The sequence below is a fragment of the Ruminococcus sp. CAG:379 genome (genome assembly GCF_000434255.1).
GTDB classification, from domain to species: Bacteria; Bacillota; Clostridia; order Oscillospirales; family Ruminococcaceae; genus Ruminococcus_F; species Ruminococcus_F champanellensis.
Genome location: NZ_FR894911.1, coordinates 51,973 through 74,897 on the forward strand (window position 1 = coordinate 51,973; position 22,925 = coordinate 74,897).

23 protein-coding genes are annotated in these 22,925 nt (G+C 53.9%); 22 read left to right on the plus strand and 1 reads right to left on the minus strand.

Annotated features, from left to right (window positions below):
* The first annotated feature begins 35 nt into the window (after positions 1 to 35).
* The 19 genes from purC to ruvX all read left to right on the plus strand — a co-directional run bounded on the left by purC (position 36) and on the right by ruvX (position 19,537).
* Positions 36 to 749 (plus strand): phosphoribosylaminoimidazolesuccinocarboxamide synthase, encoded by a 714-nt coding sequence (gene purC, locus QVO51_RS08070; RefSeq protein ID WP_015558813.1) that lies wholly within the window; start codon positions 36 to 38, stop codon positions 747 to 749.
* A 5-nt stretch (positions 750 to 754) separates the two neighbouring features.
* Positions 755 to 2,176: an amidophosphoribosyltransferase gene (locus QVO51_RS08075; RefSeq protein WP_015558814.1), complete on the plus strand. Its 1,422-nt coding sequence runs from the start codon at positions 755 to 757 to the stop codon at positions 2,174 to 2,176.
* A gap of 1 nt (position 2,177) precedes the next feature.
* Positions 2,178 to 3,605, plus strand: a complete 1,428-nt coding sequence (gene purF / locus QVO51_RS08080; protein ID WP_022357979.1) for an amidophosphoribosyltransferase — start codon at positions 2,178 to 2,180, stop codon at positions 3,603 to 3,605.
* Between the two features lie 11 nt (positions 3,606 to 3,616).
* A complete protein-coding gene (gene purM, locus QVO51_RS08085; RefSeq protein ID WP_022357980.1) occupies positions 3,617 to 4,651 on the plus strand; it encodes a phosphoribosylformylglycinamidine cyclo-ligase in 1,035 nt (344 codons plus the stop codon).
* Between the two features lie 17 nt (positions 4,652 to 4,668).
* On the plus strand, positions 4,669 to 5,313 hold the full coding sequence (purN, locus tag QVO51_RS08090) for a phosphoribosylglycinamide formyltransferase (RefSeq protein WP_022357981.1): 645 nt from the start codon (positions 4,669 to 4,671) through the stop codon (positions 5,311 to 5,313).
* A gap of 18 nt (positions 5,314 to 5,331) precedes the next feature.
* Positions 5,332 to 6,045, plus strand: a complete 714-nt coding sequence (locus QVO51_RS08095) for an IMP cyclohydrolase (RefSeq protein WP_022357982.1) — start codon at positions 5,332 to 5,334, stop codon at positions 6,043 to 6,045.
* Between the two features lie 15 nt (positions 6,046 to 6,060).
* Positions 6,061 to 7,239, plus strand: coding sequence for a phosphoribosylaminoimidazolecarboxamide formyltransferase (locus QVO51_RS08100; RefSeq protein ID WP_022357983.1), 1,179 nt, complete (start codon positions 6,061 to 6,063; stop codon positions 7,237 to 7,239).
* Between the two features lie 31 nt (positions 7,240 to 7,270).
* Positions 7,271 to 8,551, plus strand: coding sequence for a phosphoribosylamine--glycine ligase (gene purD / locus QVO51_RS08105; protein WP_022357984.1), 1,281 nt, complete (start codon positions 7,271 to 7,273; stop codon positions 8,549 to 8,551).
* Between the two features lie 6 nt (positions 8,552 to 8,557).
* A complete protein-coding gene (gene trmB, locus QVO51_RS08110) occupies positions 8,558 to 9,220 on the plus strand; it encodes a tRNA (guanosine(46)-N7)-methyltransferase TrmB (RefSeq protein ID WP_022357985.1) in 663 nt (220 codons plus the stop codon).
* Complete coding sequence (locus QVO51_RS08115) at positions 9,217 to 9,384, plus strand: hypothetical protein (protein ID WP_015558821.1); 168 nt, start codon at positions 9,217 to 9,219, stop codon at positions 9,382 to 9,384. The genes trmB and QVO51_RS08115 overlap by 4 nt, the downstream gene beginning before the upstream one ends.
* Positions 9,385 to 9,572: 188 nt before the next feature.
* Positions 9,573 to 10,103, plus strand: a complete 531-nt coding sequence (gene pyrR / locus QVO51_RS08120; RefSeq protein ID WP_022357986.1) for a bifunctional pyr operon transcriptional regulator/uracil phosphoribosyltransferase PyrR — start codon at positions 9,573 to 9,575, stop codon at positions 10,101 to 10,103.
* The gene (locus QVO51_RS08125) at positions 10,104 to 11,363 is read left to right on the plus strand and encodes a dihydroorotase (protein WP_022357987.1); all 1,260 of its coding nucleotides are present in this window, start codon (positions 10,104 to 10,106) and stop codon (positions 11,361 to 11,363) included.
* A 12-nt stretch (positions 11,364 to 11,375) separates the two neighbouring features.
* On the plus strand, positions 11,376 to 12,299 hold the full coding sequence (gene pyrF, locus QVO51_RS08130; protein ID WP_022357988.1) for an orotidine-5'-phosphate decarboxylase: 924 nt from the start codon (positions 11,376 to 11,378) through the stop codon (positions 12,297 to 12,299).
* Between the two features lie 20 nt (positions 12,300 to 12,319).
* The gene (locus tag QVO51_RS08135; RefSeq protein ID WP_022357989.1) at positions 12,320 to 13,450 is read left to right on the plus strand and encodes a carbamoyl phosphate synthase small subunit; all 1,131 of its coding nucleotides are present in this window, start codon (positions 12,320 to 12,322) and stop codon (positions 13,448 to 13,450) included.
* A complete protein-coding gene (gene carB / locus QVO51_RS08140; protein WP_015558825.1) occupies positions 13,434 to 16,628 on the plus strand; it encodes a carbamoyl-phosphate synthase large subunit in 3,195 nt (1,064 codons plus the stop codon). Before QVO51_RS08135 ends, carB begins: the two co-directional genes overlap by 17 nt.
* 87 nt (positions 16,629 to 16,715) lie before the next feature.
* Entirely contained in the window at positions 16,716 to 17,495 is a 780-nt protein-coding gene (locus QVO51_RS08145; RefSeq protein WP_022357990.1) for a dihydroorotate dehydrogenase electron transfer subunit, read from the plus strand.
* On the plus strand, positions 17,488 to 18,399 hold the full coding sequence (locus QVO51_RS08150) for a dihydroorotate dehydrogenase (RefSeq protein WP_022357991.1): 912 nt from the start codon (positions 17,488 to 17,490) through the stop codon (positions 18,397 to 18,399). The genes QVO51_RS08145 and QVO51_RS08150 overlap by 8 nt, the downstream gene beginning before the upstream one ends.
* The gene (locus tag QVO51_RS08155; protein ID WP_022357992.1) at positions 18,393 to 19,118 is read left to right on the plus strand and encodes a histidine phosphatase family protein; all 726 of its coding nucleotides are present in this window, start codon (positions 18,393 to 18,395) and stop codon (positions 19,116 to 19,118) included. Before QVO51_RS08150 ends, QVO51_RS08155 begins: the two co-directional genes overlap by 7 nt.
* On the plus strand, positions 19,115 to 19,537 hold the full coding sequence (gene ruvX / locus QVO51_RS08160; RefSeq protein WP_022357993.1) for a Holliday junction resolvase RuvX: 423 nt from the start codon (positions 19,115 to 19,117) through the stop codon (positions 19,535 to 19,537). Before QVO51_RS08155 ends, ruvX begins: the two co-directional genes overlap by 4 nt.
* Here ruvX and QVO51_RS08165 read toward each other — a convergent pair.
* A complete protein-coding gene (locus tag QVO51_RS08165) occupies positions 19,530 to 19,706 on the minus strand; it encodes a hypothetical protein (protein ID WP_022357994.1) in 177 nt (58 codons plus the stop codon). The two genes, ruvX and QVO51_RS08165, sit on opposite strands and share 8 nt — an antisense overlap.
* Before the next feature lie 273 nt (positions 19,707 to 19,979).
* On the opposite strand from QVO51_RS08165, the gene trmL reads away from it, so the two are divergent.
* The 3 genes from trmL to QVO51_RS08180 are packed head-to-tail and all read left to right on the plus strand — an operon-like array spanning position 19,980 to position 22,912.
* The gene (trmL, locus tag QVO51_RS08170) at positions 19,980 to 20,498 is read left to right on the plus strand and encodes a tRNA (uridine(34)/cytosine(34)/5-carboxymethylaminomethyluridine(34)-2'-O)-methyltransferase TrmL (RefSeq protein ID WP_015558830.1); all 519 of its coding nucleotides are present in this window, start codon (positions 19,980 to 19,982) and stop codon (positions 20,496 to 20,498) included.
* Position 20,499: 1 nt separating this feature from the next.
* The gene (locus tag QVO51_RS08175; protein ID WP_022357995.1) at positions 20,500 to 21,381 is read left to right on the plus strand and encodes a DegV family protein; all 882 of its coding nucleotides are present in this window, start codon (positions 20,500 to 20,502) and stop codon (positions 21,379 to 21,381) included.
* A gap of 22 nt (positions 21,382 to 21,403) precedes the next feature.
* On the plus strand, positions 21,404 to 22,912 hold the full coding sequence (locus QVO51_RS08180) for a dockerin type I repeat-containing protein (RefSeq protein ID WP_022357996.1): 1,509 nt from the start codon (positions 21,404 to 21,406) through the stop codon (positions 22,910 to 22,912).
* Positions 22,913 to 22,925 lie beyond the last annotated feature (13 nt).

The window sequence follows — 22,925 nt, forward strand, 5'->3', positions numbered from 1 at the left end:
GAACCCAAAGTTTGAGATATATGGAGGAAATGACAATGAACATTCAGAAAACTGAGCAGCTCTATGAAGGCAAGGCAAAGAAGGTGTATGCCACCAATGATCCGGATCTGGTGATCGTGGACTACAAGGACGATGCCACTGCATTCAACGGAGAGAAGAAGGGCACCATCGTTGGCAAGGGTGCTATCAACAACAAGATGACCAACTATATGCTCAAGCTGTTGGAGAAGGAGGGTGTTCCGACCCATCTGGTAGAGGAGATCTCTGACCGGGAAACCATTGTCAAGAAGGTGGAGATCGTTCCCCTGGAGGTTATCGTCAGAAACGTGGCAGCAGGCAGCTTTTCCAAGAAGCTGGGCATTGCAGAGGGTACACCTCTGAAGCAGCCTACCCTGGAATTCAGCTACAAGTGCGATGAGCTGGGGGATCCCTTTATCAACAAGTATTATGCACTGGGTCTGGGCCTTGCAACGGAGCAGGAGATCGAGGATATCACCAAGTATGCCTTCAAGGTAAACGAATTTATGAAGGGCTTCTTCAAGAACATTGGCATTGACCTGATTGATTTCAAGATCGAATTCGGTCGGTTCCACGGTCAGATCCTGCTGGCGGACGAGATCTCTCCGGACACCTGTCGGTTCTGGGATTCCAAGACCCACGAAAAGCTGGATAAGGACAGATTCAGAAGAGATATGGGCGGCGTGGAAGAAGCTTATCAGGAAATGATTAAGCGGGTTATGGGAGAATAAGGCGTATGGGCGGTTTTTTCGGAGCAGCATCTGCCAATGACTGCATCCAGGACGTGTTCTTCGGCACGGACTATCACTCCCATCTGGGTACGCGTCGGGGCGGTATGACCTCCTATGCCCCGGAGCTTGGCTTTCAGAGAAATATCCACAGCATTGAAAGCTCTCCCTTCCGGACAAAGTTTGAAAAAGACGTGGAGAAAATGCGGGGGAATATCTGTATCGGCTGTATCAGCGATACGGATCCCCAGCCCATTATGGTTCGTTCCAAGCTTGGGCTGTATGCCCTGTGCTCCATCGGCATCATTACCAACGCTGCCGCACTGGCGGATGAGCTGTTGGAAAGGGGCTGTGCGAATTTCGAGACCATGAGCAGCGGCGCCATCAACTCTGCCGGGCTGATCGGTGCGCTGATCGCCCAGAAGGACAGCTTTGTGGAGGGCATCCGCTATGCCCAAGGCAAAATCCAGGGTACCATGTCCCTGGTGCTGATGACGGAACACTCCATTATAGTGGCACGGGACAAGGACGGTCGTCTGCCCATTCTCATTGGCAGAAGGTCGGACGGCTACTGCTTCTCCTTTGAATCCTTTGCCTATCAGAAGCTAGGCTATTCCACCTGCCATGAGTTACAGGCAGGGGAAATCACCAGGATTACCAAGGATGGGTTTGAGATTCTCAGTCCCGGTACGGAACAGAAAAAAATCTGTACCTTCCTGTGGACGTACTATGGCTATCCCACTGCATGCTATGAGGGAGTCAATGTAGAAGTCATGCGAACCCGGAACGGGGAGATCATGGCGGAAAACGATATGAAAAACGGCAGGCTGCCGGAGGTGGACTATGTTTGCGGCATCCCGGATTCCGGTGTGCCCCATGCCATTGGTTACGCAAACCGGAGCGGCATTCCCTTTGCAAGACCTTTTATCAAATATACGCCCACCTGGCCCAGAAGCTTTATGCCTGCAAACCAGTCCATGCGGAATCGGGTTGCGAAAATGAAGCTGATCCCGGTACATGAACTGATTGAAGGCAAGAAGCTTTTGTTTGTGGATGACAGCATTGTCCGGGGCACCCAGATGCGGGAGACCGTGGAATTTCTGTACGAAAACGGTGCCAAGGAAGTGCATATGCGCTCTGCCTGTCCGCCCATCATGTACGGCTGCAAATATCTGAACTTCTCCAGAAGCACCTCCGAGCTGGAACTGATCGCACGGCAGATCATTGACGAGCAGGAGGGTGCGGAAGGCGTAAAGTACATTGAGGAATACAGCGATTCGACCACAGAACGAGGGAAACTGCTGCGGGACGAAATCTGCAGACGTCTGAAGCTGACCTCTCTGGAATTCCAGTCGCTGGAGGGTACTGTTAAGGCGGTGGGCAGGCCCCAGTGTGAGCTTTGTACATACTGCTGGAACGGAAGGGAATGAGATGCAATTGGTAACAGGTATCCATGAGGAATGCGGCGTATTCGGTATTTTCAGTCAGCAGACTGGAGATGTGGCAGCCAAGACCTATATGGCGCTGTATGCGCTGCAGCACCGGGGACAGGAAAGCTGCGGCATTGTAGTCAATGACAAGGGTGTGTTTTCCTATCATAAGGATCTTGGGCTGGTGCCGGAGGTATTCAACCAGTCCCATATGGAAAAGCTGGGGCTTGGAAACATTGCCATCGGGCATGTGCGCTACGGCACCACCGGCGGCAATAACCGTGCCAATGCGCAGCCCTTGGTTGTGCGGCATGTAAAAGGTCCTATGGCCATTGCCCACAACGGCAATCTGGTCAATGCGGCAGAGCTTCGGGAGGAATATGAGCTGAAGGGCGCCATTTTCCATACAACCAATGACACGGAAGTGATTTCCTATGCCATTACGGAGCAGCGGCTGAAGTTTCCCTCCATCGAAACGGCGGTGGAGCAGGCCATGTACCGGTTTAAGGGGGCATACTCCCTGGTGATCATGTCTCCTACCAAGCTGATTGCCGCACGGGATCCCAATGGGTTCCGACCGCTTTGCATGGGCAAGTGTCCGGACGGCTCTCTGGTGTTCACCTCTGAAAGCTGTGCTCTGGACAGCATTGGCGCTGCTTTTATCCGGGATCTTGACCCGGGGGAGATCGTGGTGGTGGACAAGGAGGGGGCTCGCTCCATCCGTTCCCATTGCGGCAAGCGGTGCAATATCTGCGTGTTTGAGTATGTATACTTCGCCCGGCCGGATTCCGTGATTGAAGGCGTCTGCGTACACCGTGCCCGGCTTCGGGCAGGGGAGATCCTCTGGAAGGAGCATCCTGTAGAGGCGGATGTGGTGATCGGCGTGCCGGACAGCGGTCTGGACGCAGCACTGGGTCTGTCCCATGCATCCGGCATTCCCTATGGAGTGGGATTCATCAAGAACCGCTATGTGGGTAGAACCTTCATCCAGCCCACCCAGAAGGAGCGGACGGATGCAGTGCGCATCAAGCTGAATGTGGTGCGGGATGTGGTAGCCGGCAAGCGTGTGATTCTGGTGGATGACAGCATTGTGCGGGGTACCACCTCTGCTCGGATTGTCAGTCTGATCCGGGAGGCTGGGGCAAAGGAAGTGCATGTGCGTATTTCCAGTCCACCTTTTACCAATCCATGCTATTTCGGCACGGATATCGACAGCAAGGATAAGCTGATCGCCTGCCGACTGCCTGTGGAGGGCATCTGCAAGGAGCTTGGAGCGGATTCTCTTGGATACCTGAGCGTGGATGGGGTAAAGGCAATTGCTGCAAACGATCACTGTGATTTCTGTACGGGCTGCTTCACCGGTGAATATCCGATCCCGGTGCCCAAGGAGATGCCCAAGGATAAATTTGAACGTAAAATCGGAGAATAACGGAGGTTCTGATGAATAGCTATTCTGAAAGTTACAAAAAGGCAGGCGTGGATGTGACTGCCGGCTACCGTGCGGTAGAATTGATGAAGGCACATGTGGCACGAACCATGACAAGCGGCGTGCTGTCCGGCATCGGCGGCTTCGGCGGATTGTTTGAACTGGATATGACCGGGATCAGCAAGCCGGTTCTGGTGTCCGGAACAGACGGCGTTGGCACGAAGCTGAAGATCGCATTTCTGATGGACAAGCACAGCACCGTGGGCATTGACTGCGTGGCAATGTGCGTCAACGATATCATCTGCTGCGGCGCAAAGCCTCAGTTTTTCCTGGATTACATTGCTGTGGGCAAGAATTATCCCGAAAAGGTTGCTGATATCGTTTCTGGTGTTGCAGAGGGCTGTGTACAGTCCGGATGCGCCCTGGTAGGGGGCGAGACCGCAGAAATGCCCGGATTCTATCCGGTGGATGAGTACGACCTTGCCGGATTCTCCGTTGGCGTTGTGGACAAGGACAAGATCCTGAAGCCGGATACCCAGAAGGCAGGGGACGTGCTGATTGCACTGGCATCCAGCGGTGTACATTCCAATGGCTTCTCCCTGGTACGAAAGGTATTTACTGTAAATGAGGAGACGCTGGGCAGACAATTTGCGGATCTGGGTACTTCCCTTGGCGAATGCCTGCTGACCCCCACAAAGATTTATGTAAAGCCCATTCTGTCCCTGCTGGAACAGGTAAATGTCAAGGCGATTTCCCACATTACCGGCGGCGGCTTCTACGAGAACATTCCCCGGAGCCTGCCCAAGGGCATCAGCGCAAAGATCGAACGCAGTGCGGTGCAGGTGCTGCCCATCTTCGATCTGATTGCAAGAACCGGTCACATTCCGGAGCGTGATATGTTCAACACCTTCAATATGGGCGTGGGCATGATCGTTTCCGTAGACAAGCAGGATGCGGACAAAGCCATTTCCATTCTCAATGCAGCCGGCGAGCATGCTTACGTGCTGGGCGAGCTGGTTGAGAGCGAGGAAGGCGTCATCATCTGCTGATGCAAGGAGGACAGCGTATGCAGCATACTGACAAGCGTATTGTTGTGCTGGTTTCCGGCGGCGGCACCAATCTCCAGGCTCTGATCGATGCCCAGAACCGGGGAGAGATCATCGGGGGAAAGATCACCTGCGTGATCTCCTCCAAGGCAGATGCCTATGCTCTGACCCGTGCCGGAGAAAACGGGATTCCGACTCGTGTGCTGGTGCGGAAGGAGTATCCGGATGTTGCGTCCTATTCCCGTGCAATTCTCGCAGCTTTGCAGGAGGAACAGGCGGATCTGGTGGTGTATGCGGGCTTTATGACCATTCTGGACGAGAGCGTCTGCCGGGCGTATCCGAACCGTATGATGAATGTGCATCCGGCACTGATCCCAAGCTTTTGTGGCAAGGGCTTTTACGGGCTGCATGTACACGAGGCTGCACTGGCAGCGGGCGTGAAGGTCAGCGGCGCAACGGTGCATTTTGTAACCGAGGTCTGCGATGGAGGCCCCATTATTTTGCAGAAAGCAGTAGACGTGCAGGACGATGACACACCGGAGACGCTGCAGCGGCGGATCATGGAACAGGCAGAGTGGAAGATCCTTCCCCAGGCTGTATCCCTGTTCTGCCAGGATAAAATTGAGGTGCGGGACGGCCGTACCGTGATTCACGGATCAATTTGATAAGAGGAGATGCTGACAATGGAAATGCGTTCAATTTTTGAGGAACTGAAGAACAATGCGTACCCTGGCCGGGGCATTATGCTGGGCAAAAGCCAGGACGGCAAGCATGCGGTTGCGGTTTATTTTATCATGGGCCGCAGCGAAAACAGCCGGAACCGGGTCTTTGTCAACGAGGGGCTGGGGATCCGTACCCAGGCGTTTGACGAAAGCAAGCTTACCGATCCCAGTCTGATTATTTACGCACCGGTGCGTGTTCTGGGTAATAAAACCATCGTTACCAATGGGGATCAGACCGACACCATTTATGATGGCATGAACAACCAGCTTACCTTTGAACAGTCTCTGCGCAGCCGGGAGTTTGAACCGGATGCTCCCAATTATACACCCCGTATTTCCGGCGTCATCAAGCACGACAAGGAGGACTTTAATTACGCACTGTCCATCCTCAAGAGTGCAAACGGGGATCCGTCCTCCTGTCAGCGTTTCACCTTTACCTATAAAAATCCCATCAGCGGGCAGGGTCACTTCATTCACACCTATCAGGGGGACGGCAATCCGCTGCCCAGCTTTGAGGGCGAACCCAAGCTGGTAGGAGTCCCGAATGACATCACGGAATTTGCCCGTCAGCTTTGGGACAGCCTGAATCCGGACAATAAGGTTTCCCTGTTTGTGCGGTACATTGACCTGCACACCGGGGACACCATTTCCAAGATCATCAACAAAAATTCCTGAGAGGGGTAGAACATCATGGCGAACGAAATGTTTTTGAAATACGGCTGCAATCCCAACCAGAAGCCGTCCAGAATCTATATGGAATCCGGGGAGCTGCCCATTACGGTGCTGAACGGCAAGCCAGGCTATATCAACCTGCTGGATGCTTTCAACGGCTGGCAGCTGGTACGGGAGCTGAAGCAGGCTACCGGCATGTGTGCCGCAACCTCCTTCAAGCATGTATCTCCGGCCGGAGCAGCAGTGGGTGCACCCCTGTCTGACACCCTCAAGCAGATCTATTTTGTAGATGATCTGGGAGAGCTTTCTCCTCTGGCAAGTGCCTATGCAAGAGCAAGAGGCGCTGATCGCATGTCCTCCTACGGGGATTTTATCGCCTTGTCCGATGTATGCGACGTGCCCACTGCGAAAATGATCCAGCGTGAAGTATCCGACGGCATCATTGCCCCGGGTTATGAGCCGGAGGCGCTGGAGATCCTCAAGTCCAAGCGGAAGGGCTCCTACAACATCATTCAGATTGACGAAAGCTATGAGCCTGCCCCCATTGAGCGCAAGCAGGTATTCGGCGTGACCTTTGAGCAGGGCAGAAATGATCTGAAAATCGATAATGCACTGCTGGAGCATGTGGTAACGGACAATCAGAACATTCCTGATGACAAGAAGCGGGATCTGCTGATCTCTCTGATTACGCTGAAATATACCCAGTCCAACTCCGTATGCTATGTGAAGGATGGACAGGCCATCGGCATCGGCGCCGGGCAGCAGTCCAGAATCCACTGTACCCGTCTGGCTGGAAATAAAGCGGACAACTGGTGGCTCCGTCAGTCTCCCCAGGTGCTGGGTCTGCAGTTTGTAGACGGCATTCGTCGGGCAGACCGGGACAATGCCATTGACGTATACATTTCCGATGAATACATGGATGTGCTGGCAGACGGCGCATGGGAACAGATCTTCAAGGTAAAGCCTGCGGTATTTACCAAGGAAGAAAAACAGGCATGGCTTGCAAAGAATACGGATGTATGCTTGGGTTCTGACGCATTCTTCCCCTTTGGCGACAACATCGAACGGGCTAAAAAGAGCGGCGTTGCATACATTGCACAGCCCGGCGGTTCTATCCGGGATGATAACGTGATCGAGACCTGCAATAAGTACGGGATTGCCATGGCGTTTACCGGCATCCGTCTGTTCCACCATTGATGGAGCGTCACAAACAAGCTGGAGGAAAGAAATGAAGATTTTAGTAGTTGGCGGCGGCGGGAGAGAGCACGCCATTATTATGAAGCTTGCGGAAAGCAAGCAGGTGGATGCTCTGTATTGCGCACCGGGCAATGGGGGCATTGCGCAGTTTGCAACCTGTTATCCGGTGAAGGCAACGGATATTGAGGGCATGGTAAAGCTGGCGAAGGAACTGGCAGTGGATATTGTGTTTGTGGCACCGGATGATCCGTTGGTACTGGGTATGGTGGACGCCATGGAGGCGGAGGGCTTTATGACCTTTGGCCCCAGCAAGGCTGCTGCCATCATCGAAGGCAGCAAGGTGTTCTCCAAGCAATTGATGAAGCAATACGGCATCCCCACCGCCGGATACGAGGTCTTTACCCAGCCGGATCAAGCGATTGCCTACATCAAGGCGAAGAATACATACCCCACTGTGATTAAGGCGGATGGTCTTGCGCTGGGCAAGGGCGTGGTATTGGCGCAGGATTTTGCCGAGGCAGAAGCTGCGGTGCGCTCCATGATGGAGGACAAGATCTTCGGCGAAAGCGGCGCACAGATCGTGGTGGAGGAGTTCCTCACCGGACCGGAGGTTTCTGTGCTGTGCTTTACAGACGGCAAGACCGTGTGCCCCATGATCTCCTCCATGGATCACAAGCGGGCAAACGATGGGGATCAGGGACTGAACACCGGCGGTATGGGTACAGTTTCTCCCAATCCCTACTATACCGAGGAAATTGCGGACGTGTGCATGAAAACCATCTTCCTGCCTACGGTGGATGCTATGGCAAAGGAATGCAGAGCCTTCAAGGGCTGTTTGTACTTTGGTCTGATGCTGACCCCCAATGGTCCCAAGGTGATCGAGTATAACTGTCGGTTCGGGGATCCGGAGACCCAGGTGGTTCTGCCCCTGCTGGAAACGGATTTTGTGGACATTATCAAGGCCATTCACGCAGGTACTCTGAACCAACTGGATATCCAGTGGAAAAAGGGCTGTGTGGCATGTGTCATTATGGCAAGCGGCGGATACCCCAAGAAGTATGCTACCGGTCTGCCCATTTCCGGGCTGAACGAAAAGGGACAGCTGGATTCTGCCTTTGTGTACCATGCTGGCACCAGGTATGAAAACGGTACCTTCCTGACTGCCGGCGGCAGAGTGCTTGGTGTGACTGTAGCAGGGGACACCTTACAGCAGGCGCTGGATGGTGCCTATGCGGCGGTGGAGCAGATCCGGTTTGAGGGTGCGCATTACCGGAAGGACATTGGTCAGCGTGCGCTGGCATGCGGAAAGTAAGGGACTATGCGGATCAGACATAAGGCGTGGGCGAAGCCGGAATTGGAGGCATGCCCCTTCTATGTGCCGGAGCCAAAGACCATGCGGGGGCATTGGCGGGAGCAGTTTTCCCAGCCGGGATGCCCTTTGTATCTGGAACTGGGCTGCGGTAAGGGGGGCTGGATCTCCCAGGCGGTGTTGCAATACCCCCAGGTGAATCTGATTGCTCTGGATATCAAAAATGAGATGCTGGGGCTTGCAAAGCGGAAACTGGAAGCGGCATATGCGGCAGCACAGCAGCCGGCGGAGAACGTGAAAATAGCCATTTTCAATATTTCCTATATTTCGGATGCCTTTGCGCCGGAGGATCGGGTGGACAGGATCTACATCAATTTCTGCAACCCCTGGCCTCGCCCGAAGCATAAAAAACGCCGACTTACCCATCCAAGACAGTTGATGCAGTACAAGGCGTTTCTGACCGGGGAATTGTGGTTTAAGACGGATGATGATGAGCTATTTGAGGAAACGCTGGAATATCTGCCGGCGTGCGGTTATCAGATTACCTATCAGACCCGGGATCTGCATGCCAGCGGATTTGCAGAGAATCTGGAAACAGAGCACGAAAAAATGTTCACAGATGAGGGCAAGCGCATCAAGTTTTTGATTGCCCAGCCGGAGGGTGAAGCATGAAAGTAGTGTTCGGCTGCGGCAGATTTCTCACCATCGGTGCACCAAAGCCCCAGCAGGTGCAGCTTGCGAAAAACGCATATTTGATGACCATTCCCTGCATTTTGATCGCTGCTTGCATGGGATTCGTCCGGCTTCTCCGTTTTTTTCGGCGGATGCGGTCATAAATTTGAAAAAATACTGGACAAATGCTGCAAAGTATGATATACTAGTACAAAAGAAACCTTTAAGTTGATCCTGTGAGGTTGACAAGGTGCAATAGAATCGGAGTCGGGGGCAGTGTAAGCCCTGGTTTTCTGCAAGCTACGTGCATCGGTCAGTCGGTGCACGTTTTTTGTTGAAAGGAGCGGTTTGGTTGAAGACCCGTGTGATTATGGATGCAAGCGCCATGGAACGTGCAATTACCCGGATCACCTACGAGATCCTGGAGCGGAACAAGGGAACGGAGGGCGTGTGCCTGGTGGGGATCTTCTCCCGAGGCGCAGTACTTGCCAAGCGGATCAGCGCCAAGATCCAGTCCCTGGAGCATGTGACCGTGCCCTGCGGCGCACTGGACATCACTCCTTATCGGGACGACAAGAAGGACTCTGATTTACCGGAAAAAACAAAGATCGATTTTGACATCAACGGCATGCGAGTAGTCATTGTGGATGACGTGATCTGCACCGGGCGAACCACACGAGCGGCGATTGATGCCCTCATTACTCGGGGCAGACCGGATTGCATCCAGCTGGCGGCACTGGTGGACAGAGGACACCGGGAGCTGCCCATCCGTCCGGATTATGTGGGAAAGAATCTTCCCACCTCCGGGGAGGAAACAGTGCGGGTGAAAATGACGGAGCTTGACAATGCCGATGGTGTTTTTTTGTATGCGGAGGAGGGCTGAATGAATAGGATTCTGATTCAGAATGTGACCCTGAACGGCACAGTATGCGACATGCTGATCCGGGATGGAAAGATCCAGAAAATCGGCAACATCCGGGAGCCTGCGGATCAAGTAATCTGGGCTGACGGCCTGACAGCACTGCCGGGTCTGTTTGATATGCATGTGCATTTCCGGGATCCGGGGCTGACCTATAAGGAGGATATCCACACCGGAGCGGCGGCAGCTCTGGCAGGAGGTGTGACCGGTGTGGCATGCATGCCCAACACCAAGCCTCCCATTGATTCTCCGGAAACGGTGCAGTACATCCTGGAACAGGCAGCGGATACCGGCGTAAAGGTGTATCCGGTAGGGTGTATCACCCAGAGTATGCAGGGAAAGGCGCTTTGCGAGTATGATGCCTTGATCCATGCAGGGGTTCGGGCGATTTCCGACGATGGCAGACCGGTGGAATCCGACCGACTGCTGCGGGAAGCCATGGAGGAGAGCATCCGGAACGGACTGCTGATTATTTCCCATTGCGAGGATTTGAAAATCATCAATGGCGGCATCATGCATAAGGGGAAAATCAGCGAACAGCTGGGCGTAAAGGGCATGGATCGGGCGTCCGAGGACAGCATCACCGCCCGGGAGATTCGCCTGGCGGAGGAAACCGGATCCCGGATCCACATTGCGCACGTCAGCACGGCAGGCAGTGTGGAACTGATCCGACAAGCCAAGGCAAGGGGTGTCAAGGTGACTTGCGAGACATGCCCCCATTACTTCCTGCTGACGGAGGAAAAGCTGCTGGCCCGGGATGCGGACTTTCGTATGAATCCCCCTCTCCGGGAGGAGACAGATCGGCTGGCTGTGGAACAGGGCGTGTGTGATGGCACCATCGACTGCATAGTAACGGATCATGCTCCTCACAGTGCGGAGGAAAAGGCGGACTTTGAAACGGCACCCAACGGGGTGGTAGGGTTGGAAACCTCTTTGGCAGCAGCCCTGACAGGGCTGTACCATACCGGAAAACTGACGCTGGCGGATATTGTCCGGCTGATGGCTGAAACCCCCCGGAAGCTGCTGGGACTGCCAGTGCCCCGGCTGCATGAAGGAGCGGATGCAGAGCTGATCCTGGTGGATCTGAATGAAAGCTGGACAGTGGATCCGGACAAGCTGCATTCCAAATCCCACAACACGGTATTCAAGGGCATGACCCTCCGGGGCCGTGTGCACACTACGATAATCGGCGGAGAGATCCGTTTTCAATACAACAAGAACTAAGGAGGATGTGCCATGTCATTTGACAGACTGATTACGAAAATCCGGGAGATGAAGAACCCCACCGTTGTGGGACTGGATCCGAAGCTTGCCTATGTGCCCTCTTACATTCAGAAAACCTATATGGATGTGGATGGGGAGAGTCTGAAGGCTGCATCCCGGGCGATCTTCCGGTTCAACCAGGAGATCATTGATGCAATCTGTGATATTGTTCCTGCCATCAAGCCTCAGGCTGCTTACTATGAAATGTATGGGCATCACGGCATCAAGGCACTGGAGCGAACCATTCGCTATGCAAAGCTTAAGGGCATGTTTGTCATCACCGATGGCAAGCGGAACGACATTGGCGCTACCATGGAAGCATACACAGCGGCACATCTGGGCACCACCATGGTGGGGGAGAATGAATGCACCCCCTTCGGTGCGGATGCTTTGACCGTAAACGGCTATCTGGGCTCCGACGGGATCAACCCTCTGCTGCGCACCTGCAAGGAGCATGACAAGGGCATTTTCGTACTGGTCAAGACCTCCAATCCCTCCAGCGGTGAGCTACAGGACAGATTGATTGATGGAGTTCCGGTTTATGCCATTATGGGAGATATGTGCGAAGCCTGGGGCAGGGAGCAGATCGGACAGTACGGCTACTCCTCCGTAGGTGCGGTGGTAGGTGCTACCTATCCGGAACAGCTCAGGGAGCTGCGTGCCCGCCTGCCTCACACCATGTTCCTGGTTCCCGGCTACGGGGCGCAGGGAGGCGGCGCAGCCGGTGTGGCTGGTGCGTTCGACACAAACGGCTTAGGTGCCATTGTGAATTCTTCCCGTGCCATTATGTGTGCATACCAGAAGGAAGGCTGCGATGAGCATGAGTTTGCTCAGGCTGCCAGAAGAGAAGCGATCCGCATGCGGGAGGATCTGACCTCCTACATCGATATCAAATAAGTGAGAGGGGAAGCAAACAGATGTCATTATTTAATCAGGGCGAAAAAGCGTATCTGCTCCTTGCAAACGGCAAAGTCTTTGAGGGCCGCAGCTGCGGCGCAAAGGGCACCGTCATCGGCGAAGTGGTGTTTACCACCGGTTTGACTGCATACCAGGAAACGCTGACAGATCCCAGCTATTACGGACAGATCGTAACCCAGACCTTTCCGTTGATCGGCAACTATGGTGTGAATGAGGCGGACGCAGAATCCAACGATACATACCTGAGCGGCTACATCATCCGGGAATGGTGCAATACCCCCTCCAATTTCCGCTGCGAGGGCAATATCAATGACTTTTTGATCCGGCACAACGTGATCGGTATTCACAACATTGACACCCGGTGTCTGACTAGAATGATCCGGGAAACCGGCGTTATGAATGGTATGATCACCACGGAGGATGTGTATGCCAACAAGGAGGCATACCTGGAGCAGATCCGGGCTTTCTCCATCAAGGACGCTGTCAAGGCCGTGACTGATACCCAGATCCGGGTGTACGGAGACGAAGATGCGCCCCTGCGTGTGGTGCTGTTTGATTTTGGCTATAAGCGGAACATCCGCAGAATGCTGATCGAGCGTGGCTGCCAGGTGTATGTAGTGCCTGCCACCACCACAGCGGAGCAGATCCGGGAGATCGATCCGGACGGAATCATGCTGTCCAACGGTCCCGGCAATCCGGAGGAAAATGTAGAGGTGATTGAGAATCTGAAGGAGATCTGCAAGCTGGGGATCCCGATTTTCGGCATCTGCCTGGGGCATCAGCTCATGGCATTGGCACATGGTGCGAGAACCGAAAAGCTCAAGTATGGTCACCGGGGCGGCAACCAGCCGGTGATCGACCTGGAGCATGACAGAACCTATGTCACCAGCCAGAATCACGGCTATGCAGTGGTTGCGGACAGCCTGGATCCCAAGGTTGCAGTGCTGACACATATCAACGCCAATGACAAGACCTGTGAGGGCGTACGGTATCGGGACTGCGATGCACACACGGTACAGTTCCATCCGGAAGCCCACGGCGGTCCCCTGGACACTGCGTATGCCTTTGATGAATTTGTTGCAAAGATGATGAACTATAAGGAGGAGCACAGAAATGCCGCTGAGAAGTGATATTAAAAAGGTACTGGTAATCGGCTCCGGCCCGATCGTAATCGGACAGGCGGCAGAGTTTGACTACGCCGGCACACAGGCATGTCGTGCGCTGAAGCAGGAGGGACTGGAGGTTGTGCTCATCAACTCCAATCCGGCGACTATCATGACGGATAAGGCCATGGCGGATAAGATCTACATCGAGCCTCTGACCCTGGAAACCGTAAAGCGTGTCATTGAGATCGAAAAGCCGGACAGCGTCCTGTCCACCCTGGGGGGACAGACTGGTCTGACCCTGTCCATGCAGCTGGCGGCGGAGGGCTTCCTGGATGCTCACAACGTAAAGCTGCTTGGTGCAGATCCGGAAACCATCCACAAGGCGGAGGATCGCCAGGCGTTCAAGGACACGATGGAAAAGATCGGGGAGCCCTGCATTCCCTCCAAGGTGGTAGAGACCATTGAGGATGCGGTGGATTTTGCCGAGGAAATCGGCTATCCGGTGATCGTGCGTCCGGCATTCACCCTGGGCGGCACCGGCGGCGGAATTGCTGCGGATGAGGAGGAGCTGCGGGATATTGCAAAGAATGGTCTGCGGCTTTCCCCCATTACCCAGGTGTTGATCGAAAAGTGCATCAGCGGCTGGAAAGAAATTGAGTTTGAGGTGATTCGGGACCGAAAGGGCAATGTGATCACTGTCTGCTCCATGGAGAACTTTGATCCGGTTGGCGTACACACCGGTGACAGCATCGTAATTGCTCCGGCTGTGACGCTGTCCGACCGGGAGTATCAGATGCTCCGTACCGCTGCCATCAACATCATTCAGGAGCTGAAGGTAGAGGGCGGCTGTAACTGTCAGTTTGCCCTGCATCCCACCAGCTTTGAGTATGCGGTCATCGAGGTAAACCCCCGTGTATCCCGTTCCTCCGCTCTGGCATCCAAGGCCACCGGCTATCCCATTGCAAAGGTTGCCACCCGGATCGCCATCGGCTACACCCTGGACGAGATCCTGAACCAGGTTACCGGCAAGACCTATGCATGCTTTGAGCCGGCAATCGACTATGTGGTTGTAAAGTTCCCCAAGTGGGCGTTCGATAAGTTTGTATACGCCAAGAGAACTCTGGGCACCCAGATGAAGGCTACCGGTGAGGTCATGTCTATCGGCACCAGCTTTGAGCAGGCGATGATGAAGGCGGTTCGCTCCATTGAGCTGGGTCTGGATTCTCTGAACATGAAGAAGTATGAAGCCTACAGCACGGATGAGATCCTGGAAATGCTGGACGGCAAGGTGGAGGATGAGCGCTGCTTCCAGATCTACGAGGCACTGAAGCGTGGCATCTCCGTAGAGCAGATCCATGCGCTGACCATGGTGGACAACTGGTTCCTGAACAAGCTGCTGAACCTGGTGAATCTGGAAAAGTGGCTGGCAGAGGGAGAACTCACCGAGGAAAAGTACAATATTGCCAAGCAGTACGGCTATCTGGACAGCACCATCGAGCGTTTCTCCGGGCAGAAGTGCCCTTTGCGCCGCCGTGCAGTATTCAAGATGGTTGATACCTGTGCCGGAGAGTTCAAGGCGGAGACACCCTATTTCTACTCCACCTTTGATGAGGAAAATGAAGCAAAGGAATTCATTGAGCGGAACGAAAAGGGCAAGAAGAAGGTCATCGTATTCGGCTCCGGCCCCATCCGGATCGGACAGGGCATCGAGTTCGACTACTGCTCCGTACACTGCGTGTGGACGCTGAAGGAAATGGGCTATGAGGCCATTATCTGTAACAACAATCCGGAGACGGTTTCCACTGACTTTGATACAGCCGACAGACTGTACTTTGATCCGCTGACCAAGGAGGATGTGGAATCCATCATCGAGACTGAACAGCCCTATGGCGTTGTGGTACAGTTCGGTGGACAGACAGCCATCAAGCTGACCCGTCACCTGGCTGATATGGGCGTGAATATTCTGGGTACCTCTGCGGATGACATTGATGCGGCAGAGGACAGAGAGCGCTTTGACGAGCTGCTGGAGCGCTGCCAGATTCCCCGTCCGGCCGGACATACGGTTATGACCATGAAGGAAGCGGTTGCAGCCGCCAATGATCTGGGCTATCCGGTTCTGCTGCGTCCCTCCTATGTGCTGGGCGGACAGAATATGATCATTGCCCACTCTGACAGTGATGTGGTAGAGTACATGGGCATTATCACCCGCACCATGATCGAAAACCCGGTACTGATCGACAAGTACATGATGGGTACTGAAGTTGAGGTAGACGCTATCTGCGACGGTACCGACTTCCTGATTCCGGGCATCATGGAGCATATTGAGCGTGCAGGTGTTCACTCCGGCGACTCCATTTCCGTATACCCGGCACAGACCCTTTCCAAGGAGATCCGGGAGACGATCGTGGAATATACCCGCCGTCTTGCAATGGAACTGCATGTGAAGGGCCTTGTGAATATTCAGTATGTGGTATACAACAACCAGGTTTATGTCATTGAAGTGAACCCCCGTTCCTCCAGAACGGTGCCCTATATCAGCAAGGTGACCGGCATTCCCATGGTGGACATTGCCACCAAGCTGGTGCTGGGACATACCCTCAAGGAGCTGGGCTACCAGAGTGGTCTGTATCCGGAGGGCAAGTACGTTGCGGTCAAGGTTCCCGTATTCAGCTTTGAAAAGCTGCAGGACGTGGATACCATGCTGGGACCGGAAATGAAGTCCACCGGCGAGTGCCTGGGCATTGCCACCAGCTTTGAGGATGCACTGCTGAAGGGACTGGTTGCAGCAGGCTATGATCTGAAATGCGAGGGCGGCGTGCTGTTCTCCGTGCGGGATACGGACAAGCAAGAGCTGATCCCCATTGCGGATAAGTTCAGCCGTATGGGCTTTGAGATCTACGGTACGGAGGGTACAGCCAGCGTGCTGAACCGGAATATGATTGCTACGAATGTAATCAACAAGATTTCCGAGCCGGAGCCAAATGTGCTGACTCTGCTGGAAAGCGGAAAGATCCACTATGTGATCTCCACTTCTGCAAACGGCAGACTGCCTGCAAGAGACAGTGTAAAGATGCGCCGGAAAGCGGTGGAGCGTTCCATCTGCTCCGTAACGGCGATCGATACCGCCCGGGCACTGGCAAATGTGCTGGAAACCGGCCGTCAGATGTCCGATGTGGAACTGGTAGATATTACAAAGATTTAAGGCGGCATCGCAGAGAGATTGTGCAATGCAGCCTTACGGCAACGGGCGGGCACATCCCGCCCCGTTGTGTTTGGAAAGGGGTATCCTATGAAATATACGCAAGGAGAATACCGGCTGATCCGCAAGGATAATCTGGGTCGGGATCTGTATCGGTTCGTACTGGAGTGCCCGGAGATCACGGCCGTTGCTGCACCGGGTCAGTTCGTACACATTCTTCCCAAGGGCAGCACCCTGCGCCGCCCCATCTCCATATGCCAGATCGACAGACAGGCAGGCACTCTGACATTGGTGTTTGCGGTTCGTGGGGAAGGCACCGCAGTGCTGGCGGATCTTCGTGCAGGGGATTATGTGGATATGCTGGCTCCTTTGGGACATGGCTTCACGATCCAGCCGGATGCAAACCGGGTGATCTTAATGGGCGGCGGCATCGGCGTACCTCCCATGCTGGCACTGGCAGAGATTTACGGGAAGCGGGCAACTGTCATTTCCGGTTTCCGGAGCATGCCGGCAGTGATGCTCCAGGAGGAATTTGCAAAGAGCGGAGCGAAAACCATTCTTTGTACCGATGATGGCACTGCGGGTCTGCATGCCATGGTGACAGAACCTCTGCTGGAGGAGATCCGACAGGAGAAGCCGGACATGATCTGTGCCTGTGGCCCTACCCCCATGCTTCGTGCCATTGCAAGGATCGCAGAGGAGCAGGGTATTTTCTGTGAGGTTTCCATGGAGGAACGTATGGGCTGTGGCATAGGCGCATGCCTGGTATGCGCATGCAAAATGAAGCTGGCAAACGGAGAGATCCATGCAGCCCATGTGTGCAAGGACGGCCCGGTATTCAATGCAAAGGAGGTGGCTTGGAATGGCTGATCTGTCTGTAAATGTAGCAGGGTTATCCTTCAAGAACCCCATTATCCCCGCCTCCGGTGTATTCGGTTATGGCCATGAATACGAGGAGCTGTTCCCCCTGTCGGAGCTTGGCGGTATCGCTACAAAGGGAACCACCATCACAAAGCGCAACGGCAACGATGCACCCCGGATTGCGGAAACCACAGGGGGCATGCTGAATTCCGTTGGCTTGCAGAATCCGGGTATCGATGCCTTCATCAAGAAGGAGCTGCCCTATCTGATGCAGAAGGATACAGTGATCCTGGCAAATATCGCCGGCTCTACGGTGGAGGAATGCGTGACCATCGCACAGCAGCTGGAGCAGACGGATGTACACATGATCGAGCTGAATATTTCCTGCCCCAACGTAAAGCAGGGGGGCATGGCGTTCGGCGCAAGCTGTGCCGGAGCCGAGTCCATTACCCGGGCAGTGCGGAAGGCAACCACCAAGCCCCTGGTGGTCAAGCTTTCTCCCAATGTGACCAATATTGCGGAAATCGCAAAGGCAACGGAGGCAGCCGGTGCGGATGCGCTTTCCCTCATCAACACCCTGCTGGGCATGCGGATCGATATCCGCAGCCGTCGTCCCATCCTCAAAAACAATATGGGCGGCATGTCCGGTGCAGCGATTTTCCCCATTGCAGTTCGCATGGTGTGGCAGTGTGCCAATGCGGTGCGGATCCCCATTATCGGCATGGGGGGCGTTACCACCGGCAAGGACGCCATTGAACTGATGATGGCAGGGGCATCCGCCGTACAGGTTGGTGCAGCCATCTTTACAGATCCCTATGCGCCCATCCGGATCATCCGGGAAATGAACCAGTGGCTGGATGAAAACCACATTGCCACTGCAAGAGAACTGACAGGAAGTGTGAAGCCGTGGTAACCACCGTCTATCTGGTGCGGCATGCGGAAGCAGAAGGCAATGTGAACGAAACCTTCCAGGGCAGAGTGGATACGGAGGTCACGGAAAAGGGCATGCGGCAGTTGGATTGCCTGGCAGAACGGTTCCGGGATATTCCCATTCAGGTGCTGTATGCAAGTCCCTTGAAGCGCACCCGTGTCACTGCTGCGGCAGTGAATCGGTATCACCAACTGCCGGTACAGTATCTGGACGAGCTGATGGAGATCAACGGCGGCGTGTGGGAAGGCAAACCCTGGGCGGATCTACCCAGGCTGTATCCGGAGTCCTACAGGCTGTGGCAGGAGCAGATGCATCTGTTTCATGTACAGGGTGGGGAGTCCATGCAACAGGTATTTGACCGGATGCGGCAGGCAGTATGCGGCATTGCTGCCGGGCATTGCGGCAAGACCATTGCTGTGGTATCCCACGGCTGTGCCATCCGGAATTTCCTTTGCTATGCAGCAGGTGAGGATATCAGTCACCTGGATCAGGTGGGCTGGGCGGACAATACCGCCGTGTCCAAGGTGGAATTTGACGTATCCGGACACTGTCGGCTGATTTTTAAGAATGATGCATCCCATTTGCCGCCGGAGCTTTCCACTCTGGCAAAGTCCAGGTGGTGCAGACATGACGGTAAGTCGTATCTGACGGATCAGACCTATACACCGGGGATACACCGGGAACAGGAGGCGCAGGCATGATCATTCTTGCAGTAGATTTCGGCGATGCACGCACCGGGCTTGCATGCTGCGACCGTTCTGAGCTGCTGGCTTCTCCGGCAGGCGTTATCAGTGAAACGGATTTTGAAGTATGTATCCAAAAAACCGCAGAGGCTGCCAGAGAACATCGTGCGGAGCAGATCGTGGTGGGGTATCCGAAGAACATGAATGGCACCATCGGGGAGCGGGCAGAAAAATGCGCCTTGTTTGCAGAAAAACTGGGGACACTGGCGGGAATTGAAACTGTGCTCTGGGATGAACGGTGTACCACGGTTTCGGCACACCGTTATCTGAACCAGACCAATACCAGAGGAAAGAAGCGAAAGGCAGTGGTGGATGCGGTGGCGGCAACCATCATTCTGGAAAGCTATCTTGCCTATCGTAAAAATACAGCTATCTGAACAACATATCGGACATGCCTTCCATCATGCCTCCCACAGCCCGCAGGGCACGGCCGGTGGCATGCCGGAGATGACGGCGCTGCCGGGCACTGGAGCCTGTAAGCATATAGCAGACAGTGCCCACTGCTGCCCCGGCGGCAATGCCGGTGACCATTGCTTTGATCTGCATGTTTCCACCTCCTTTGATGGGTTTGCTGTTAGTATCTGACCGAATGCGTGAAATATGCACGTTATTTTATCATCTTAACCTCTGGGATCCCGGAGGCTTTTTGTTTGTGCATAAGCCCTTGCAATGTTTCCGGTTTTGCGCTATAATAGATAAAAGCCATGCTCGTATTCCCGGACATGTGCCCGGAAACGCAAGGATATACAATTTTTGTGCGGTGTTGCTTATAGAAAACAGTTGCGTTTCTGGTTGGAATGTGCTATAATGGAGTAAATCATGCACCAGTTAAATATTGTACTCGTTGAACCCCAGATTCCCCAGAATACCGGCAATATTGCCCGAACCTGTGCGGTGACCGGTGCCAGGCTGCATCTGATCCGTCCTATGGGCTTTACTGTAACGGATAAGCATCTGAAACGGGCGGGGCTTGACTACTGGGATAAGCTTGATATTACATATTACGATTCCTTTGCGGAGTTTTCTGCAAGGAATCCGGGCGCGTATTTCTTTTTTACCACAAAGGGCAGAAAGATTCACAGCGATGCCGTGTATCCCAACAACGCCTATCTGATTTTCGGGCGGGAGGATCAGGGCTTGCCGGAGGATCTGCTGTTTGCACATCCGGAGGAATGTGTGCGGATTCCGATGCGCAATGAGCTGCGCAGTCTGAATCTTTCCAATTCCGTTGCCATTGCAGTATATGAAGCGCTGCGGCAGTGGGATTATCCTGATCTTACCCGGACGGGGAGCCTGCGGGCGTACCGTTGGGAAGATACCAACTGCGAAGAGGTGTAGTATGCAGAAAATCAAATTGATGACAGATTCTACTAGTGATATCGATCCGGAGCTGGAACAGTCCCTGGACATTCAGATCCTGTGCTTCCCGGTAACGGTGGATGGAGTCGGTTATCGGGAACGACAGGATTTTACCAATACAGAATTTTATCAGATGCTGGAGCATGCCGTGGAATTTCCGACTACGGCACAGTTGACCGCCTTTGAGATCCAGGAGGCCTATGAGCAGGCACTACAGGAAGGGTATACCGACTTAATTTATGTGACCATTGCGTCCCAGGGCTCTGCCACATACAGTAATGCCATCATGGCACGGGATGCGTTTTACGCCCAGGTGCCTGATGCGGAAAAGCTGCAGATTCATGTAGTGGATTCTAAGAATTATACCGGTGTGTACGGGTATCCGGTCATGCAGGCAGCCGCTAAAATCAAGAAGGGCGCCTCTGTGGAAGAAGTGCTGAATTATCTGACCGAATGGTTTCAAAGCGCAGAGGTGCTGTTTGTGCCTCTGACGCTGAAATATGCAAAGCGATCCGGCAGAATCTCGGCAGCAGCAGCCTTTGCCGGTGAGCTGCTGGGACTTAAGCCCCTGATCCGCATTACGGACGGGGTTTCCAAGGTGGAAACCAAGATCCGGGGGGACAAGAATATCATTCCCACCATGTCTAAATACATCCAGCAGCGGATGATTCCCAGGACCCCTTATTCGCTGGTTGCGGGTTGTGACGATACCTTTGCAAATGAATTGAAAAAGGAGTTGGTGAAGAAGCTGGGCTATCAGCCGGAGCATTTGTTCCATATCGGCGCGACAGTATCCTGTAATGCCGGTCCGGATGTGGTTGGCATTATCATTCGTTCGGAGCCCCGCATTGATGCGGAATGAACCTTGATGGGGAGGGTAATTTATGCGATTGACCAAGCAATTTGCCCGGATCGCTGCTGTGGGAGCGGCAGCGTGTGTGTTAAATGTTTGTATGCCTATGCAGGCGTTCGGCTTACAAACCAGTGGTGTGATCCGTGTAACAGGCTTTGAATCAGCAAAGGCTGTGGATTCGGACAGCTATGATGCCATGCGGCAGATCGTGACTGCTGCGTGGGATTCCATGGAGGAGTCAGCAGATCTGACCAAGCTGAAGATCCGCCGGGATGATTTCAAACCGGCCATGCGACAGCTGATGATGGACACGCCTGCATACTTTTTTGTAGAGCACAGCTATCAATTTTCTTATTCTTCTTCCAGCGGATGCATCACAAAGGTGTATTTTACTTACAACTGCACAGAGGATGAGGTTGCCAAGAAGCGTGCAGAGTACGATGATGCAAAACAGGCAATCTTGAATCAGGTGGATCCGGGTTGGTCTGATGTGGAGAAGGCACTGTTTCTGCACGATACCATCGTTGCCACCACCAGTTATGATCTGACCTACAGCAACTATGATGCCTATGATGTGCTGGTGAGCCATGAAGCCGTCTGTCAGGGATATGCACTGGCGTATATGGATCTGATGCGGGAGGCTGGCGTGGGTTGCTACTACCTTGCCAGCGATGAACTGAATCACGCCTGGAATATGGTGGAGATCGATGGGAGCTACTATCATGTAGATGCCACCTGGGACGATCCGACGCCGGATCAGCTAGGGTATGTACGCCACAAGAATTTCCTGTGTACGGACGAGGAGATCCGGGCACTGGAGCATGACGCTTCCGACTGGCAGGTCACCGGCTTTGATGTCCCGCCGAAGGCCTCCGACACCCGGTTTGTGGATTCCTTCTGGGATGACTCCGTTGCACCCATCGTGCCCATCAACGGCAGCTGGGCGACAGTTTTGTATGATTCGGCAAATTATGAGGGTAAGCTGAATCTGTATCGTTACAACAGCGAGGATCACACAGCCGGGGAAACGCTTTGCACCACCATTGACGAAAAGTGGTATGTCAGCGGGAACGCAGGCTCCTACTGGCTGAGTGTGTACAGCGGACTTGGCACATGGGAAGGTCGGCTGTATTACGGTACAGCGAATACCATTTACAGCATTCTGCCGGACGGCACTGACAAACAGGCATTCTATACGCTTACGGAGCAGGAAGCTGACCAGGGCAGCATCTATGGCATAACGGTGGATCACACCGGCTATTTACGGTATTCTATCAACGAAAAGCCCAATACTGAGGGTGTAATTTATGGAATCCAGCTGGAACAGACAAATCCGCCGACCCCAGATCCTGTTCTGGGAGATCTGGATGGAGACAGACAGGTCAGCGTTGCGGATATGGTACTGCTGCGGCGGTATCTGATCGGCAAGCCGGATCTGACAGGGGATGCAGCCGTAACGGCGGATCTCAATGCGGATAACAAGATCAATGCAATCGATCTGGTACTGCTCAAGAACATTCTCCTGAATCAGGAGGCATAAAGGCAACACCGCA

Coding starts and splice junctions, on each gene's coding strand:
- QVO51_RS08115 (WP_015558821.1), top strand. CDS start 9,217: ATGAAAGTAGTGTTCGGCTGCGGCAGATTTCTCACCATCGGTGCACCA.
- QVO51_RS08145 (WP_022357990.1), top strand. CDS start 16,716: ATGAAATATACGCAAGGAGAATACCGGCTGATCCGCAAGGATAATCTG.
- QVO51_RS08135 (WP_022357989.1), top strand. CDS start 12,320: ATGTCATTATTTAATCAGGGCGAAAAAGCGTATCTGCTCCTTGCAAAC.
- QVO51_RS08165 (WP_022357994.1), bottom strand. CDS start 19,706: ATGCAGATCAAAGCAATGGTCACCGGCATTGCCGCCGGGGCAGCAGTG.
- ruvX (WP_022357993.1), top strand. CDS start 19,115: ATGATCATTCTTGCAGTAGATTTCGGCGATGCACGCACCGGGCTTGCA.
- carB (WP_015558825.1), top strand. CDS start 13,434: ATGCCGCTGAGAAGTGATATTAAAAAGGTACTGGTAATCGGCTCCGGC.
- purN (WP_022357981.1), top strand. CDS start 4,669: ATGCAGCATACTGACAAGCGTATTGTTGTGCTGGTTTCCGGCGGCGGC.
- trmL (WP_015558830.1), top strand. CDS start 19,980: ATGCACCAGTTAAATATTGTACTCGTTGAACCCCAGATTCCCCAGAAT.
- pyrF (WP_022357988.1), top strand. CDS start 11,376: ATGTCATTTGACAGACTGATTACGAAAATCCGGGAGATGAAGAACCCC.
- QVO51_RS08095 (WP_022357982.1), top strand. CDS start 5,332: ATGGAAATGCGTTCAATTTTTGAGGAACTGAAGAACAATGCGTACCCT.
- QVO51_RS08075 (WP_015558814.1), top strand. CDS start 755: ATGGGCGGTTTTTTCGGAGCAGCATCTGCCAATGACTGCATCCAGGAC.
- purM (WP_022357980.1), top strand. CDS start 3,617: ATGAATAGCTATTCTGAAAGTTACAAAAAGGCAGGCGTGGATGTGACT.
- QVO51_RS08100 (WP_022357983.1), top strand. CDS start 6,061: ATGGCGAACGAAATGTTTTTGAAATACGGCTGCAATCCCAACCAGAAG.
- QVO51_RS08180 (WP_022357996.1), top strand. CDS start 21,404: ATGCGATTGACCAAGCAATTTGCCCGGATCGCTGCTGTGGGAGCGGCA.
- trmB (WP_022357985.1), top strand. CDS start 8,558: ATGCGGATCAGACATAAGGCGTGGGCGAAGCCGGAATTGGAGGCATGC.
- QVO51_RS08125 (WP_022357987.1), top strand. CDS start 10,104: ATGAATAGGATTCTGATTCAGAATGTGACCCTGAACGGCACAGTATGC.
- QVO51_RS08150 (WP_022357991.1), top strand. CDS start 17,488: ATGGCTGATCTGTCTGTAAATGTAGCAGGGTTATCCTTCAAGAACCCC.
- purC (WP_015558813.1), top strand. CDS start 36: ATGAACATTCAGAAAACTGAGCAGCTCTATGAAGGCAAGGCAAAGAAG.
- purD (WP_022357984.1), top strand. CDS start 7,271: ATGAAGATTTTAGTAGTTGGCGGCGGCGGGAGAGAGCACGCCATTATT.
- QVO51_RS08175 (WP_022357995.1), top strand. CDS start 20,500: ATGCAGAAAATCAAATTGATGACAGATTCTACTAGTGATATCGATCCG.
- purF (WP_022357979.1), top strand. CDS start 2,178: ATGCAATTGGTAACAGGTATCCATGAGGAATGCGGCGTATTCGGTATT.